Annotated in this window: 15 protein-coding genes; 8 read left to right on the top strand and 7 right to left on the bottom strand. The window is 70.5% G+C overall.

Annotated features, from left to right (window positions below; genetic code table 11):
* The first annotated feature begins 167 nt into the window (after window positions 1–167).
* Window positions 168–2,747, top strand: a complete 2,580-nt coding sequence (locus tag ACZ67M_RS06080) for an ABC transporter ATP-binding protein/permease (RefSeq protein ID WP_469849695.1) — start codon at window positions 168–170, stop codon at window positions 2,745–2,747.
* 123 nt (window positions 2,748–2,870) lie between these two features.
* Here the strand turns inward: ACZ67M_RS06080 and ACZ67M_RS06085 are convergent, their stop codons facing one another.
* The 3 genes from ACZ67M_RS06085 to ACZ67M_RS06095 all read right to left on the bottom strand — a co-directional run bounded on the left by ACZ67M_RS06085 (window position 2,871) and on the right by ACZ67M_RS06095 (window position 5,663).
* Window positions 2,871–3,572, bottom strand: a complete 702-nt coding sequence (locus tag ACZ67M_RS06085; protein WP_469849697.1) for a transglycosylase SLT domain-containing protein — start codon at window positions 3,570–3,572, stop codon at window positions 2,871–2,873.
* 352 nt (window positions 3,573–3,924) lie between these two features.
* On the bottom strand, window positions 3,925–4,968 hold the full coding sequence (locus ACZ67M_RS06090; protein WP_392103460.1) for an S-adenosylmethionine:tRNA ribosyltransferase-isomerase: 1,044 nt from the start codon (window positions 4,966–4,968) through the stop codon (window positions 3,925–3,927).
* Window positions 4,965–5,663 (bottom strand): SDR family NAD(P)-dependent oxidoreductase, encoded by a 699-nt coding sequence (locus tag ACZ67M_RS06095; RefSeq protein ID WP_469849699.1) that lies wholly within the window; start codon window positions 5,661–5,663, stop codon window positions 4,965–4,967. Before ACZ67M_RS06095 ends, ACZ67M_RS06090 begins: the two co-directional genes overlap by 4 nt.
* Window positions 5,664–5,885: 222 nt before the next feature.
* Between ACZ67M_RS06095 and ACZ67M_RS06100 the strand changes: the two genes are divergently transcribed.
* The 3 genes from ACZ67M_RS06100 (at window position 5,886) to chpE (ending at window position 8,088) form a co-directional block, all read left to right on the top strand.
* Window positions 5,886–7,073, top strand: a complete 1,188-nt coding sequence (locus ACZ67M_RS06100) for a GAF domain-containing sensor histidine kinase (protein WP_469849701.1) — start codon at window positions 5,886–5,888, stop codon at window positions 7,071–7,073.
* Entirely contained in the window at window positions 7,066–7,707 is a 642-nt protein-coding gene (locus tag ACZ67M_RS06105; RefSeq protein ID WP_392240147.1) for a response regulator, read from the top strand. Before ACZ67M_RS06100 ends, ACZ67M_RS06105 begins: the two co-directional genes overlap by 8 nt.
* Before the next feature lie 135 nt (window positions 7,708–7,842).
* Entirely contained in the window at window positions 7,843–8,088 is a 246-nt protein-coding gene (gene chpE, locus ACZ67M_RS06110; RefSeq protein WP_125494446.1) for a chaplin ChpE, read from the top strand.
* 154 nt (window positions 8,089–8,242) lie between these two features.
* Here the strand turns inward: chpE and ACZ67M_RS06115 are convergent, their stop codons facing one another.
* Entirely contained in the window at window positions 8,243–9,022 is a 780-nt protein-coding gene (locus ACZ67M_RS06115) for a hypothetical protein (protein WP_392018295.1), read from the bottom strand.
* Between the two features lie 151 nt (window positions 9,023–9,173).
* Between ACZ67M_RS06115 and ACZ67M_RS06120 the strand changes: the two genes are divergently transcribed.
* The 3 genes from ACZ67M_RS06120 to ACZ67M_RS06130 all read left to right on the top strand — a co-directional run bounded on the left by ACZ67M_RS06120 (window position 9,174) and on the right by ACZ67M_RS06130 (window position 11,534).
* Window positions 9,174–9,971 carry an ABC transporter ATP-binding protein gene (locus ACZ67M_RS06120; RefSeq protein WP_361366095.1) on the top strand — a complete coding sequence of 266 codons (798 nt, stop codon included), beginning with the start codon at window positions 9,174–9,176 and terminating at the stop codon, window positions 9,969–9,971.
* A 54-nt stretch (window positions 9,972–10,025) separates the two neighbouring features.
* The gene (locus ACZ67M_RS06125) at window positions 10,026–10,457 is read left to right on the top strand and encodes an NfeD family protein (protein ID WP_361366097.1); all 432 of its coding nucleotides are present in this window, start codon (window positions 10,026–10,028) and stop codon (window positions 10,455–10,457) included.
* A gap of 129 nt (window positions 10,458–10,586) precedes the next feature.
* Window positions 10,587–11,534 (top strand): SPFH domain-containing protein, encoded by a 948-nt coding sequence (locus tag ACZ67M_RS06130; RefSeq protein WP_361366100.1) that lies wholly within the window; start codon window positions 10,587–10,589, stop codon window positions 11,532–11,534.
* Between the two features lie 42 nt (window positions 11,535–11,576).
* Here ACZ67M_RS06130 and ACZ67M_RS06135 read toward each other — a convergent pair whose 3' ends face one another.
* The 3 genes from ACZ67M_RS06135 to ACZ67M_RS06145 all read right to left on the bottom strand — a co-directional run bounded on the left by ACZ67M_RS06135 (window position 11,577) and on the right by ACZ67M_RS06145 (window position 13,656).
* Window positions 11,577–12,083 carry an HNH endonuclease gene (locus ACZ67M_RS06135; protein WP_122614743.1) on the bottom strand — a complete coding sequence of 169 codons (507 nt, stop codon included), beginning with the start codon at window positions 12,081–12,083 and terminating at the stop codon, window positions 11,577–11,579.
* 201 nt (window positions 12,084–12,284) lie between these two features.
* Window positions 12,285–12,824 carry a YbhB/YbcL family Raf kinase inhibitor-like protein gene (locus ACZ67M_RS06140; RefSeq protein WP_469849704.1) on the bottom strand — a complete coding sequence of 180 codons (540 nt, stop codon included), beginning with the start codon at window positions 12,822–12,824 and terminating at the stop codon, window positions 12,285–12,287.
* 49 nt (window positions 12,825–12,873) lie between these two features.
* Window positions 12,874–13,656 (bottom strand): sporulation protein, encoded by a 783-nt coding sequence (locus ACZ67M_RS06145; protein WP_392018292.1) that lies wholly within the window; start codon window positions 13,654–13,656, stop codon window positions 12,874–12,876.
* Window positions 13,657–13,799: 143 nt separating this feature from the next.
* On the opposite strand from ACZ67M_RS06145, the gene ACZ67M_RS06150 reads away from it, so the two are divergent.
* The gene (locus ACZ67M_RS06150) at window positions 13,800–14,441 is read left to right on the top strand and encodes a DNA-3-methyladenine glycosylase (RefSeq protein ID WP_469849705.1); all 642 of its coding nucleotides are present in this window, start codon (window positions 13,800–13,802) and stop codon (window positions 14,439–14,441) included.
* Window positions 14,442–14,800: the final 359 nt, after the last annotated feature.

Consider the following 14,800-nt stretch of genomic DNA (forward strand, 5'->3'; position numbering starts at 1 on the left):
CAGGTTTCAACCCCGTCAACGGGATCGGTCGACGGCTGCCTACACGGTTTTCACAAGGCCCGACTTTCGGTCAGGGGCCCGAGCCTGAAATAGTTCCCCCCGATGTTCGACATCCCTAGACTCCCCGCGACGGGGGTACATCGGGGGACAACTCAGTGGGGCTTGGAGTGCCGGAACTCGTACTGGAATCCAACGGACAAACCTGGACGCTCGATCCGTCCCGGTCATACGCGCTCGGACGCGATCCGCAGGGGGAGCTTGTCTTTGACGACGCCAGGGTGTCCTGGCGTCATGCCACGATCACTTTCGACGGCCGCAGTTGGGTCGTCGAGGACCACGGGAGCACCAACGGCACGTTCGTGCACGGGCAGCGGGTCCAGCGGATGGAGCTCGGCGCCGGCAGCGTGCTGAACCTGGGCAACGCGAACGACGGACCGCGCGTCGACCTGACCGGCGTACAGGCCCCGGCCGGAACGCCGCAGGCCCAGCCCCAGCAGACGCCGCAGGCCCAGCCCCAGCAGCAGCCGTACGCCGCGCAGGGCGCGAACGCCGGCTGGGCCCAGCAGGCCCCGGCACAGCAGCCGCCGCAGCAGGTCCCGCAGCACGGGCAGCCGCACCAGCAGCCCCAGCAGGCCGGATGGCAGCAGCCGCAGCAGCAGGCCGCGCCGCACTTCCCCCAGCAGCCGGGCTCCGGTGGCGCGGCGGGGGCGCCGCCGGTCTACGGCGACCGCAGCCCGACCACGTTCCACCAGTTCTCGCTCGGCCGTGTGATGCGCATCGGCCGTGCCCTGGAGAACGAGCTGGTCGTCTCCGACCTCCAGGTCTCCCGCAACCATGCGGAGTTCCACGCGACGCCCGACGGGCGCATGGAGATCCGCGACCTGGGCTCGCACAACGGCACGTACGTCAACGGTCAGCCGATCGCCAAGGGCGGCTCGCAGCTGCTCGGCCCGACCGACATCGTCGGCGTCGGCCACTCGACCTTCCGGATCGTCGGCGACCGGCTCGAGGAGTTCGTCGACACCGGTGAGGTGTCCTTCTCCGCGCGGCACCTGACCGTCACGGTCGACGGCGGCAAGCAGATCCTCAAGGACGTCTCCTTCGGCGTACCCGAGAAGTCGCTGATCGCGGTCATCGGACCGTCCGGCTCCGGCAAGTCGACCCTGCTCAAGGCGCTCACCGGCTACCGGCCGGCCGACCAGGGCGAGGTCCTCTACGACAACCGGAACCTGTACAAGCAGTTCGCCGAGCTGCGCCAGCGCATCGGTCTGGTCCCGCAGGACGACATCCTGCACAAGGAGCTGACCGTCAAGAAGGCCCTCAAGTACGCGGCGAAGCTCCGCTTCCCGGCCGACACCACGGCCGCGGAGCGCAACTCACGCATCGACGAGGTGCTGCGCGAGCTGAAGCTGGACATCCACAAGGACAAGAAGGTCACGTCCCTCTCCGGCGGCCAGCGCAAGCGCGTGTCCGTCGCCCTGGAGCTGCTCACCAAGCCGTCGCTGATCTTCCTGGACGAGCCGACCTCCGGACTCGACCCCGGCATGGACCGCGACGTCATGCAGCTGCTGCGCGGGCTGGCCGACGACGGCCGCACGGTCCTCGTCGTCACCCACTCGGTGGCCGAGCTGGCGATCTGCGACAAGCTGCTGGTCATGGCGCCGGGCGGCTCGGTCGCCTACTTCGGCCCGCCCGAGGAGGCGCTGAACTTCTTCGGCTACGACACCTGGGCCGACGTCTTCTCCGCCTTCGAGAACTACCGCGACTACGACTGGGCGGGCCGCTGGAAGGGCTCGCAGCACTACCAGATGTACGCCGCGGACATCGACGCCGTCGCGCCGCAGTCCGTAGCGGTGCCGGCGATGCAGGCGATGAAGCCGCCGAAGCCGCAGGGCTGGATGTCGCAGTTCGTCACGCTGGTGCGGCGCTATGTCTCGGTGATCGTCTCCGACAAGGGCTTCCTCGCCCTGATGGTGATCCTGCCGGCCGTGCTCGGCGCGGTGAGCCTGCTGATCGACGCGGACAAGGGCCTGCTGCCCAACCCGCCCAATCCGCAGAGCGGCCGGATCATCCCGAACGGCACCGCCACCACGGTCCTGCTGATCCTCGCGGTGGGCGCCTGCTTCGCCGGCGCCGCCAACTCCGTCCGCGAACTGATCAAGGAACGGGTGATCTACGAGCGGGAACGCGCGACCGGCCTGTCGCGGTCCGCGTACCTGATGTCCAAGGTCTTCGTGCTCGGCATGATCACCGTGCTCCAGGGTCTGCTGGTCGGTGTGATCGGCTTCGCCAACCGCGAGATCCCCGAAGAGGGCCTGATCCTCGGCGGCGCGACACTCGTCGAACTGTCACTGCCGATCATGGCGCTGGGCTTCACGTCGATGATGTTCGGCCTGATCATCTCGTCGCTGGTGAAGACCGCCGAGAAGACCATGCCGCTGCTGGTCATGTTCGCGATCATCCAGGTCGTCTTCACCGGCTGCCTCTTCGCGCTGAACGGCGCGGTCGGCGTCAACCAGTTCTCGTACCTGATGCCCTCGCGCTGGGCGGTGGCCGCGGCCGGCGCCACGCTGGACTTCAACAGGATCAGCCCGCCCGAGGAGGGCGCCGGGAACGATCCGCTGTGGGAGCACACCGTGGGCGCCTGGAGCATGGACATGGCCGCGCTGATCGTCCTCGGTGTGATCTGCGGCTTCTTCGTGGCGCGCTTCCTGCGGCGGCACGAGCCCGAGGTCATGCGCAAGTGACGCGCGACCGCGGGTGACCGCGGTGAGACGCCCCGAAGGGCGGCACCCCGTCAGGAGGGTGCCGCCCTTCGGCGTGCGATCGGCGTCCGCGTCGGCGTCGGTCCGAAGAGGTCCGCGCCGACCTCAGTACGCGCTGTCGACGTTGTCCATGGTGCCGTACTTGTCCGCGGCGTAGTTGCACGCGGCGACGATGTTGGCGACCGGGTCCCAGATGTTCTTCGAGGTGCCGGCGACGTGGTAGGCCTCGAAGGTCGGCGGGATGACCTGGAGCAGGCCCTTCGACGGGATGCCGTTGATGGCGTTGATGTCCCAGTCGTTGATGGCCTTCGGGTTGCCGGAGGACTCCCGCATGATGTTGCGGTGGATGCCCTCGTAGGAGCCGGGGATGCCGTGCTTCTTCATGATGGTCCGGGCCTCGCGGATCCAGCCGTCGAGGTTGTTCGGGTAGGACTTCTTGACCTCGGCGCGCTTGGCGGACCGGCTGGCGGCCTTCTTCGCCTCGCGCTTGGCGGCGGCCTTCTTCGCCGCGGCCTTCTCGGCGGCGGCCTTCTTCGCGGCCGCCTCCTTCTTGGCCTCGATGGTGGCGACCTTCTGGCTGGCACCGGCCAGCTGGCCGGTGACGCCGGCGTGGACGTCCTGGATCTGCTTGGTGCTGTACGCCACCTTGGCCGTCGGAGCGGCCTCGCTCGTGGTCGTCTGGCCGCTGGCCGGCACGGCGGTGAGGGCGACGGCGACGGCGCCGAGCGTGCCGACACCGGCTATGGCGGCCTTCTGGGTGCGGGTCATGGAACGACTGCGACCACGGGAAAGGATGTTCTTGAGCATGGCGGGATAGACCTCTTCGAATAGCGCGGAGGTCGCTCTCGTCCGGCGGGGACAGGGGTGCTTCCGGCACAAACGCCGCGGGGGAGAACCCACGGCGCTGAGCGACGAGAGCAATTCTTAGCGGCCGCAAAATCCGGAGGCAAAGGTGTGACGTACGATCCGGGGTAGTGGATCAGGGAACGGCGAAGCGGGGCAGATTGGACTATCTGCCCCGCTCAAAACGGACGAGTCGTACTCCTACTCCTCTTCGTACGTGACGTGCGCCCTATGCCCGGCCTCACATCGGCCCCCCGCCGTTCTCACCTTTAGTTGCTAGCGCAATGCACTGTGTGAGTGGCTGAGCGGCCCTCTCCTACGGCAGGAGGAGATGCACGTCGCCGAACTCGTGCCACAGGTAGCGCCCCCGGACCGCCGCGTCGTACCCGAGGTCGATCGCCGCCCGCCCCGCCACCGCCTCCAGCATCAGCAGATGCGAGGCCTCGGGCTCGTGCAGCCCCGTCAGCAGGCCGTCCACCACCCGCACCCCGCGCTCCGGGGTCACGACCAGATCCGTCCACCCTGCCCTGGCCCGTACGACGCCGTCACCGCCGGCCGCCGACTCCACCGCCCGCACGGCGGTCGTCCCCACGGCCACCACCCGCCGCCCGGCCGCCCGCGCGGCGTTGATCAGCCGTGCCGACTCCCCGGGCACCGAGAACCGCTCCGGATACGGCGGCTCGTGCGACTCCGCCGAGGCCACTCCCGTGTGCAGCGTCACGGGCGCGAACTGCACGCCGCGGCTCACCAGCTCCGTCACCAGCCGTGCCGTGAAGGGACGCGCCGCGCTCGGCATCTCCGCGCTGCCCGTCCCGTCGGGCGTCGCCAGCGCGAACACGGTCTGGTACACGGACAGCGGCTGGTCCCGCTCCGTGTACGAGTAGCGAATGGGGCGCCCGTGCTCCCGCAGCACCGCGGTCACCTCCGCCCCCGACACCCGCGCCCACCACAACCGGTCCCCGCGCGTACTCAACGGCTCCTCCGCCACCAGCCGCCCACCCCCGGGCAGCCGCACCACCGTCCCCTTCGCCACGCACGCACGCGCGCGCGTGGTGCCCCGGCCGTCCGGCTCCCGCAGCTCCACCGCCCACCGGCCGTCGTCCCCGCGCGTGGAGAAGTGCACCACCGCGCGCGCGTGCCCGACCGACCCGTCGACCGCGGCCGCCAGCGTCGGCGACGTGTTGACCACCAGCAGATCACCGGCCCGCAGCAGCCCGGGCAGCTCCCCGAACACGTGATGCGACACCTCGGTGCCCCGCGACACCAGCAGCCGTACGCCGTCCCGGTCCAGGCCCGGCCCCCGCTGTTCGGCCGGCACCCGCGCCGACAGCTCCTCCGGCACCTTCAGCGCGACCGTCATGACCGCGCCTCCAGCAGGGCCGGAGCCCCGTAGCGCCCACTGGCCGGCCGCTCGTCCAGCAACCGCAGGAGCGCCGGAACGGCCTCCACCGGATCGGGCCTCGGATCGTCGTCGTCCGGTACGGCGGCCGCGTACAGGTCCGTGGCCATGTCCCCCGGATCCACCGCCCAGACCCGCAGCCCCGGCTCCTCGACGCCCAGCACCGCCGCCAGCTGGTCCAGCGCCGCCTTGGACGCCCCGTAGCCGCCCCACGTCTCGTACGCCTCGGCCGCCGCGTCCGAGCTGATCGTCAGCACCGCGCCCGCCGGAGCCGCCCGCAGCGCCGGCAGCGCCTCCTGGACCAGGCCGAGCGCGGCCACGACGTTCACCTCCAGGGCCCGCCGCAGCCCGTCCGCCGGCAGCTCCGCCAGCCGCACCAGCGGCTCCGCACCCAGCGCGCTCGCGTTGCTGACCAGCAGGTCCACCCCGCCCAGCCGCCCCGCCTCGGTCACCAGCCCGGTCCGGTGCCAGGGGTCGGTGACGTCCCCGGGCAACGCCGTCACGCGCGTGCCGTACGCCTCCAGCGCCGCCGCCGTGTCCTTGAGCACCTCAGGGGTCCGGGCGTCCAGCACCAGATCCCAGCCCCGCGCCGCCAACGCCTCGGCGAGCGCTCGGCCCAGCCCCTTCGACGCCCCCGTGATGATCGCGACCGGCATGACACACGTCCCCTCGTCGTCCCCGCCGCCACCCGTCCGGTACGGCGTGATCCTCAACGTAGGAACCGGGCCCCACCGGCCGCCTCGGGCACCGGCCCCAACCCGGCAGGGTCCTTCGCCCTAGGCCGGAGGGGCGGGACCTCGGACCTAGGCCCACCGCCCTAGGCGGCGGCCGTCACAGGTCCGATCCCCCCTGTCACCCCCCGCCGGTACCGTGAGGACATGAGTCACGGCCCCCGGTCCGGCCTCGCCGCGGTGAGTTCCGCGCTGCTGGCCATGAGCAGGCACCTGGAGGTGCGCGACGTCCTCAAGACGATCGTCGCCTCCGCCCGCGAGCTGCTGGACGCCGAGTACGCCGCCCTCGGCGTCCCCGACGACCACGGTGGCTTCGCCCAGTTCGTGGTCGACGGCGTCAGCGACGAGCAGTGGAAGGCCATCGGCCCCCTCCCGCGCCAGCACGGCATCCTCGCCGCCATGCTCCACGAGGCCACGCCCGAGCGTCTCGCCGACGTCCGCGAGGACCCGCGTTTCGGCGGCTGGCCCTCCGCGCACCCGGACCTGGTGGACTTCCTGGGGCTGCCGATCCGCGACGGCGACGAGATCATCGGCGCCCTCTTCCTGGCCAACAAGCTGTGCCCTTCCGAGGGACACCCCGCACACCCCCCACACCCTCCGGGCCCGAAACCCGACGGCACCTGCGGCTTCACGCCGGACGACGAGGAACTGCTCGGCATCCTCGCCCAGCACGCCGCCATCGCCCTCACCAACGCGCGCCTGTACGAACGCAGCCGCGAGCTGACCATCGCCGAGGAGCGCTCGCGCCTCGCCCACGAGCTGCACGACGCGGTCAGCCAGAAGCTCTTCTCGCTGCGCCTGACCGCCCAGGCCGCCACCGCCCTGGTCGACCGCGACCCCGCACGGGCCAAGGGCGAGTTGCAGCAGGTCGCCGCCCTCGCCGCGGAGGCCGCCGACGAGCTGCGCGCCGCCGTCGTGGAGCTGCGCCCCGCCGCCCTTGAGGAGGACGGTCTCGTCGCCACCCTGCGCACCCAGATCCAGGTCCTCGACCGCGCCCACACCGCGCGTGTGACCTTCGCCGGACACGGGGTCAAGGCCCTGCCGGCCGCCCAGGAGGAGGCGATGCTGCGCGTCGCCCAGGAGGCGCTGCACAACGCCCTGCGCCACTCCGAGGCGGCACGCGTCGACGTGACCCTGCAACGGAGGGGCACCGGGGCCGTACTGCGGGTCACCGACGACGGCAGCGGCTTCGACCCGCGCAGCGTGCGCCGCGCGGGACGCCACCTCGGCCTGGTCTCGATGCGCGACCGGGCCAACGGCACCGGGGGAAGACTCACCGTGCAGTCCGCGCCCGGCAAGGGCACCACGATCGAGATGGAGGTCCCCGGTGGCTGACGCAATCAAGGTGCTGCTCGTCGACGATCACCAGGTGGTCCGCCGGGGCCTGCGCACCTTCCTGGAGGTGCAGGACGACATCGTGGTGGTCGGGGAGGCCGCCGACGGCGCCGAAGGAGTCGACCGCGCCCAGGAACTGAAACCCGACGTGATCCTCATGGACGTCAAGATGCCGGGCATGGACGGCGTCGAGGCGCTGCGCAGGCTCCGCGAGCTGGACAACCACGCGCGCGTACTGGTCGTCACCAGCTTCACCGAGCAGCGCACCGTCGTCCCGGCCCTGCGCGCGGGCGCGGCGGGTTACGTCTACAAGGACGTCGACCCCGAGGCGCTGGCCGGTGCCATCCGCTCCGTCCACGCCGGCCACATCCTGCTCCAGCCCGAGGTGGCCGGCGCCCTGCTCAGCCAGGACGAGGGCAACTCCGGTCAGGGCAGGGCCGGTTCACTCACGGAGCGCGAGCGCGAGGTGCTGGGTCTGATCGCGGACGGCCGCTCCAACCGGGAGATCGCGCGGGCGCTGGTGCTCTCCGAGAAGACCGTCAAGACCCACGTCTCGAACATCCTGATGAAGCTCGACCTCGCGGACCGCACCCAGGCCGCGCTGTGGGCCGTACGCCACGGCGTGACCGGCTGACGGAAGGTTCCCTTCCGGTCAGAGATTCATACCGTCGTGGGAATGTCCCCCGGATGGCGCATCCTTTGCGGGGGCCGGCCGTTCTCCAGTGCGTGCCGCGGCGACTGCCGCGGCGATCGCAAGGAGGGCTTGTAAGTGAAGAACCTGAAGAAGGCAGCGGCCGTGACGATGGTGGCCGGCGGGCTGATCGCCGCCGGCGCGGGGATGGCCTCCGCCACCGACGGGTCCCAGGCCCACGGCGAGGCCATCGGCTCCCCGGGCGTCGCCTCCGGCAACCTGGTCCAGGCGCCGATCCACATCCCGGTCAACGCCGTCGGCAACAGCGTCAACGTCATCGGCGTCCTGAACCCGGCCTTCGGCAACCTCGGCCTCAACCGCTGACCCAGCCGGCCCCACGCCGCCCCTCGGCCCTCCCGCGCAGCTGCGGGCAGTCGTGCCGCTGGGGCGGCACGGGTGGGCGCAGCGGCACCTCGTCAGCGCCGAGCGGCGCGCCCGCCCCGCCCCGCGCACCGGAACGCGCAACGGGCCGGGGGCGTCACCGAGTCCGCTCCTCCACAACGGAGTTGTACGCCGCGACCAGCGCCCGCCGAGCCGTCCGCTCCACCGGCCGCAGCGCCTCCCCCCGCGCCGCCATCTCGGACGCGCTCACCGCCCCACCGTGACCGTTCTCATACGCCAGCGACACCAGCGCCCCCACCCGCTGCGCCAACTCCAGCACCCGCACCGCCCGCGGCGGATACCCCGGCGCCAGCACCTCCCGCCCGCGCTCGGCCCGCGCCCGGTACGCTGCGACCGCCGCCTCCGCCACCGGCCCCGACCCGGCCACGTCCAGCCGCGTCAGCACCTCCGTCGCGTCGCGCAGCGCCTCCGCCAGCTCCCGCTCCGCCTCCCCGAGCGAGGGCACGTCCGCGGGCGGTGCCTCCCGCACCGGCAGGCAGTGCCAGACCACCTCGACGTGCACGTCACCCTCGGGCCCGGCTTCGTGCACCTCGGGCACCAGCCCCACCGCCGCACCGTGACAGACCACGGCCTCCTCCGCCTCCAGCGCCCGCGCGTTGAAGTCCGGCGGCCCGCTCAGGCCCAGCGGATGCCCCGGCGCGGGCAGCGCGACCCGCAGCCCCGTCGCCCCGAGCGCCCGCAGCCGGCCGAGCGCCAGCGTGAGACCGACGGGCGCCGGTTCGCCGGGCAGCCCCTCCACCCGGTGCACCGCGTCCTCCCCGACGATCGCCACCGCGGCGTCATCAGGCGAGACCAATCCGGCAATAAGGGCATTTCCCCAGGCGGCAAGGCGCCCTGCGCGTGGTTCCGAGAGCATGCCCCCACCCTAAGGACCGGACCGATGGAACGGTCATGCCGACCGGTGGCGTAGATTTCCTGGAGGGCCTGCGCCCACCGGCGCGGCGGCCCGAGCCAAGGCGTACGCGACAGCCGAGACCGGCCACAATGCAAGGGGAGACAACGCGCTCATGAGCGATGTTCTGGAGCTTCAGGACGTATCCGTGGTCCGCGAGGGCCGGGCTCTGGTGGACCAGGTCTCCTGGTCGGTGAAGGAGGGCGAGCGCTGGGTCATCCTCGGCCCCAACGGCGCCGGCAAGACCACCCTCCTCAATGTCGCGTCCAGCTACCTCTACCCCAGCCAGGGCACCGCCACCATCCTCGGCGAGACGCTCGGCAAGCCCGGCACCGACGTCTTCGAGCTGCGCCCGCGCATCGGCGTGGCCGGCATCGCCATGGCCGACAAGCTGCCCAAGCGCCAGACCGTCCTGCAGACCGTACTGACCGCCGCCTACGGCATGACGGCCGGCTGGCACGAGGACTACGAGGACATCGACGAGCAGCGCGCCCGCGCCTTCCTCGACCGCCTCGGCATGACCGAGTACCTGGAGCGGAGGTTCGGCACCCTCTCCGAGGGCGAGCGCAAGCGCACCCTCATCGCCCGCGCCCTGATGACCGACCCCGAGCTGCTGCTCCTGGACGAGCCGGCCGCCGGCCTCGACCTCGGCGGCCGCGAGGACCTCGTCCGCCGCCTCGGCCGGCTCGCCCGCGACCCCATCGCGCCCTCCATGATCATGGTCACCCACCACGTCGAGGAGATCGCGCCGGGCTTCACCCACGTCCTGATGATCCGTCAGGGCAAGGTCATGGCCGCCGGCCCGCTGGAGCTGGAACTCACCTCCCGCAACCTCTCCCTCTGCTTCGGACTCCCGCTGGTCGTCGAGCAGAACGGCGACCGCTGGACCGCACAGGGCCTGCCGCTGTCCTGACCCGCCCCCCGTGCGCCCTGTCCCCAGCCCACCCGACGGACCTACCATGACCACGTGAACGACATCGACGCATGGGTGTGGTGGCTCGTCGCCGCGGCAGCGCTCGGAATCCCGCTCGTCGTGACCGCGATGCCGGAGTTCGGGATGTTCGCCGTCGGGGCGGTCGCCGCCGCCGTGGCCTCCGGGTTCGGCGCGGACCTCGTCGTCCAGGTCCTCGTCTTCGTCGTCGTATCGGTCGCCCTCATCGCGGTCGTACGGCCCGTCGCCGCCCGGCATCGCTCCCAACAGCCCCGACTGGCCACGGGAGTCGACGCCCTGAAGGGCAGACAGGCCGTCGTCGTGGAGCGGGTGGACGGCTCCGGCGGCCGGATCAAACTCGCCGGCGAGATCTGGTCGGCACGCACGCTGGACACCGGGCGCGCCTTCGAAGCGGGTGAGGAAGTCGACGTCGTGGACATCGAGGGGGCCACGGCGATCATCATGTGACCCCGCCGTACGCAAGTGGCCCGAACGGGCCCCGAGTCGTGCGACGGTCTGTCAGACTCGACCAGCAAGATCCTCAACAGCCGTAAGATCAGCAGTCGTCAGGGTCGGAGAAGGGGACGGACAACCACGATGGAACCGGTCATCATCGTTTTGATCATCCTGGTGGTGTTGGTCTTCATCGCCCTGATCAAGACCATCCAGGTCATCCCGCAGGCCAGCGCCGCCATCGTCGAGCGCTTCGGCCGCTACACGCGGACCCTGAACGCGGGCCTCAACATCGTGGTCCCGTTCATCGACACCATCCGCAACCGCATCGACCTGCGTGAACAGGTCGTCCCGTTCCCGCCGCAGCCGGTCATCACCCAGGACAACCTGGTCGTCAACATCGACACCGTCATCTACTACCAGGTGACCGACGCCCGCGCCGCGACCTACGAAGTCGCCAGCTACATCCAGGCCATCGAGCAGCTCACCGTCACCACACTGCGCAACATCATCGGCGGCATGGACCTGGAACGGACCCTGACCTCCCGCGAGGAGATCAACGCGGCCCTGCGCGGAGTCCTCGACGAGGCCACCGGCAAGTGGGGCATCCGCGTCAACCGCGTCGAACTCAAGGCGATCGAACCGCCCACCTCCATCCAGGACTCGATGGAGAAGCAGATGCGCGCCGACCGCGACAAGCGCGCCGCCATCCTCCAGGCCGAAGGTGTCCGGCAGTCCGAGATCCTGCGCGCCGAGGGCGAGAAGCAGTCCCAGATCCTGCGTGCCGAAGGTGAGGCCAAGGCCGCCGCCCTGCGCGCCGAGGGCGAGGCCCAGGCCGTCCGCACGGTCTTCGAGGCCATCCACGCCGGCGACCCGGACCAGAAGCTGCTCTCCTACCAGTACCTCCAGATGCTCCCGAAGATCGCCGAGGGCGATGCCAACAAGCTCTGGATCGTCCCCAGCGAAATCGGCGACGCCCTCAAGGGCCTGTCCGGCGCCATGGGCAACTTCGGCGGCCTGGGCGGCGGCGGAGGCAACGGCACCCCCAGCGTCCCCGCCCAGGAACGCCGAGAGAAGCCGACGATCGACTGAGGGCGCGGTACGCGCCCGTCAGGGGCGCGGGGAACCGCGCCGTCACGCCGCGTCCAGCACCAACCACTCCGGCAGCGCCTCGAAGTCGTCCCGAGCCAGCGCCAGCAACATCGCGTCGGCGGGCGTCGGCTCGAACGGCTCCCGAAGCAACGGCATCCCCGCCTGCTCCGGCGTCCGGTTCGCCTTGCGGTGATTGTCCTCCGCACAGGAGGCCACCGTGTTCAGCCACGAGTCCTGCCCACCGTGCGACCTCGGCACCACGTGGTCGACGGTCGTCGCCCGCCGGCCGCAGTACGCGCACCGGTGCCGGTCCCGGACCAGCACACCCCGCCTCGACCAGGGAGCGCGTCTTCGAAAGGGCACCCGGACGTATTGGCAGAGCCTGATCACCCGTGGCGCCGGTATGTCGAGCGCGGCTCCGCGCATCCGCAGTTCGGGGTGGGCCTGCTCGACGACGGCCTTGTCCTGGAGCACCAGAACGACGGCTCGGTTCAACGTCACCGTCGACAACGGCTCGAAGCTCGCGTTCAGCACCAGCGTGTCCCGCATACCAGCCCACCTCCCGTGTGCACCGGCCCACCCCGTGGCGGGCTGGGATCAACTCTGGCCGGGCACGCCGAGATGGACAACGCAATATCCGCTGCTCCAGGGGCGACGATCTCCCCCCGCCACCCCTGGCAATAAAAATGCCCGCCCCTGATCCATTCCAAGACCGGGGGCGGGCAAACGTTCCATGAACGCTCGGAACGCTCAGCCTTCGGCGGGCAGCTCGTACTCACCGATCAGCTGGGCACGCCCGATCGTGTGGAACCGCAGATTGAAGCCGACGAACGCCGGGCTCGCCTCCGCGTCCGGGCCGAGCTTCGCCTGGTCCACGGCGTACACCGTGAACACATACCGGTGCGGCCCGTCGCCGGGCGGCGGCGCGGCACCGCCGAAGTCCTTGCTGCCGTAGTCGTTGCGCGCCTGCACGGCACCCTGGGGCAGCCCCTCGAAGGTGCCGCTGCCCGCGCCCACCGGCAGCTCGGTCACCGACGCCGGGATGTCGAACACCACCCAGTGCCAGAACCCGCTGCCCGTGGGAGCGTCCGGGTCGTAGCAGGTCACGGCGAAGCTCTTGGTCTCGGCGGGGAAGCCCTCCCACCGCAGCTGCGGAGAGGTGTTGCCGGCCGCGTGGACCTGAGCGTCCTTGAGCGTCACGCCCTCCTGGACGTCGTCACTCGTGACCGTGAACGACGGCACGGGCGGGTGGAAGTCATGGGGGAGCGGACGCCGCTTCAGCTCGGTCACCTCGGTACCTCCTGAATGTCTGGTGCAGAGATGACCGAGCCTAGATCCATCAGAACCAGTTCCGCTTGCTGCCCACCTCGGACAGCCACTGGTTGAGGTACGCCGTCCAGTCGGTGCCCTGGTAGTCGTTCAGCCCCACCTTGAAGGAACGGAACGTGTCGCTGCCCTCGCTGAACAGCCCGGGCTTCTTGTCCATCTCGAGCACGACGTCCATGGCCTGCGCGTCGGCCACGAAGCTCAGCTCGACCTGGTTCAGCCCCCGGTACTGCTGCGGCGGGAAGAACTCGATCTCCTGGTAGAAGGGCAGCTGCTGCCGCGTACCCCGGATGTGGCCACGCTCCATGTCGGCGTTCTTGAACCGGAAGCCAAGCCCGATGAACGCGTCGAGGATCGCCTTCTGCGCCGGCAGCGGGTGCACGTTGATCGGGTCCAGGTCACCGGAGTCCACGGCACGGGCGATCTCCAGCTCCGTGGTGACGCCGATGTTCATCCCGCGCAGCGCCTGTCCGTCGATCATGGTGATCGGCGTCTCCCACGGGATCTCCAGCCCGAACGGCACCGCGTGCACGGCACCGGCCTTCAGCTGGAAGGCACCGCCGAGCCGCACCTTGGTGAACTCGATGTCCTGCTTGTACTCCTGGTCGCCGCTCTCCACCTCGACCTTGGCCTGGAGCCCGACGGACAGTCCCTCGATCTCCTGGTCGACGGATCCGCCCTGGATCCGCACCTCGCCCTGGACGACACCCCCCGGTACGACGTTGACCTCATTGAGCACGGTCTCGACCGAAGCCCCGCCGGCCCCCAGGCTCGCGAGCAGCTTCTTGAACGCCATGTCTCTCCTCCAGGCTTGCGTGTGAACCCTTGATCCCTACAAACGCGATCCGGCCGTGGCCGGTTCCGCGTCCCACACCCTGGCAAGCCGGACGCCCCCTGGCCACCCCGCGCACGGACCGGGCTGCGTTACGCTCGGACGGCATGATCGCGAGCCCTGACCGTACGCCCCTGCCCAGGGAGTTCTTCGACCGGCCCGTCCTCGAGGTGGCCCCCGATCTCCTGGGCCGCGTCCTCGTGCGCGACACCCCGGACGGTCCGATCGCCCTCCGCCTGACGGAGGTCGAGGCCTACGACGGTCAGAACGACCCCGGCTCCCACGCCTACCGCGGCCGGACCCCCCGCAACGACGTGATGTTCGGTCCGCCCGGACACGTGTACGTGTACTTCACCTACGGCATGTGGTTCTGCATGAACCTGGTGTGCGGTCCCGACGGCACCGCGAGCGCCGTCCTGCTCCGCGCCGGCGAGATCATCGAGGGCGCCGATCTCGCCCGGATGCGTCGACTCTCCGCCCGCAATGACAAGGAACTGGCCAAAGGACCGGCCCGTCTGGCCACCGCCCTGGGCGTGGACCGAGCCCTGGACGGCACCGACGCGTGCACCACCGAGGACACCCCGCTGCGCATTCTGACCGGCACCGCCGTGCCCCGCGACCAGGTACGCAACGGTCCACGGACCGGCGTGGCCGGCGAGGGCGGCGTTCATCCGTGGCGCTACTGGGTCGCCGACGACCCGACGGTCAGCCCGTATCGGGCCCATGTCCCGAAGCGGCGCCGAAGTTGACTCTCCTTTGGGGGGCGCGTAATGTAGCCCGAGCCGCTTGACCCGGTTACGGCATTCGCCAGCAGCCGAGAGCGGCCAACCCACTACCTACGACTTCCCTGAGCGGGAGCAAATTCGGCGTGCCCGCATGCCCGAATTCAACCCGCCCGGACTCGATTATGAGTCCACGGAGGAATCGGCTAACGTAGTGAATGTCGAAAGGCCGACGGACGAAAGTCCGAGAGCCCAGACAAAACCCCGCCGACGGGGAATCGGACCGAAAAGGATCTGATAGAGTCGGAAACGCAAGACCGAAGGGAAGCGCCCGGAGGAAAGCCCGAGAGGGTGAGTACAAAGGAAGCGTCCGTTCCTTGAGAACT

It is taken from the genome of Streptomyces sp. NPDC107500 (assembly GCF_055582785.1).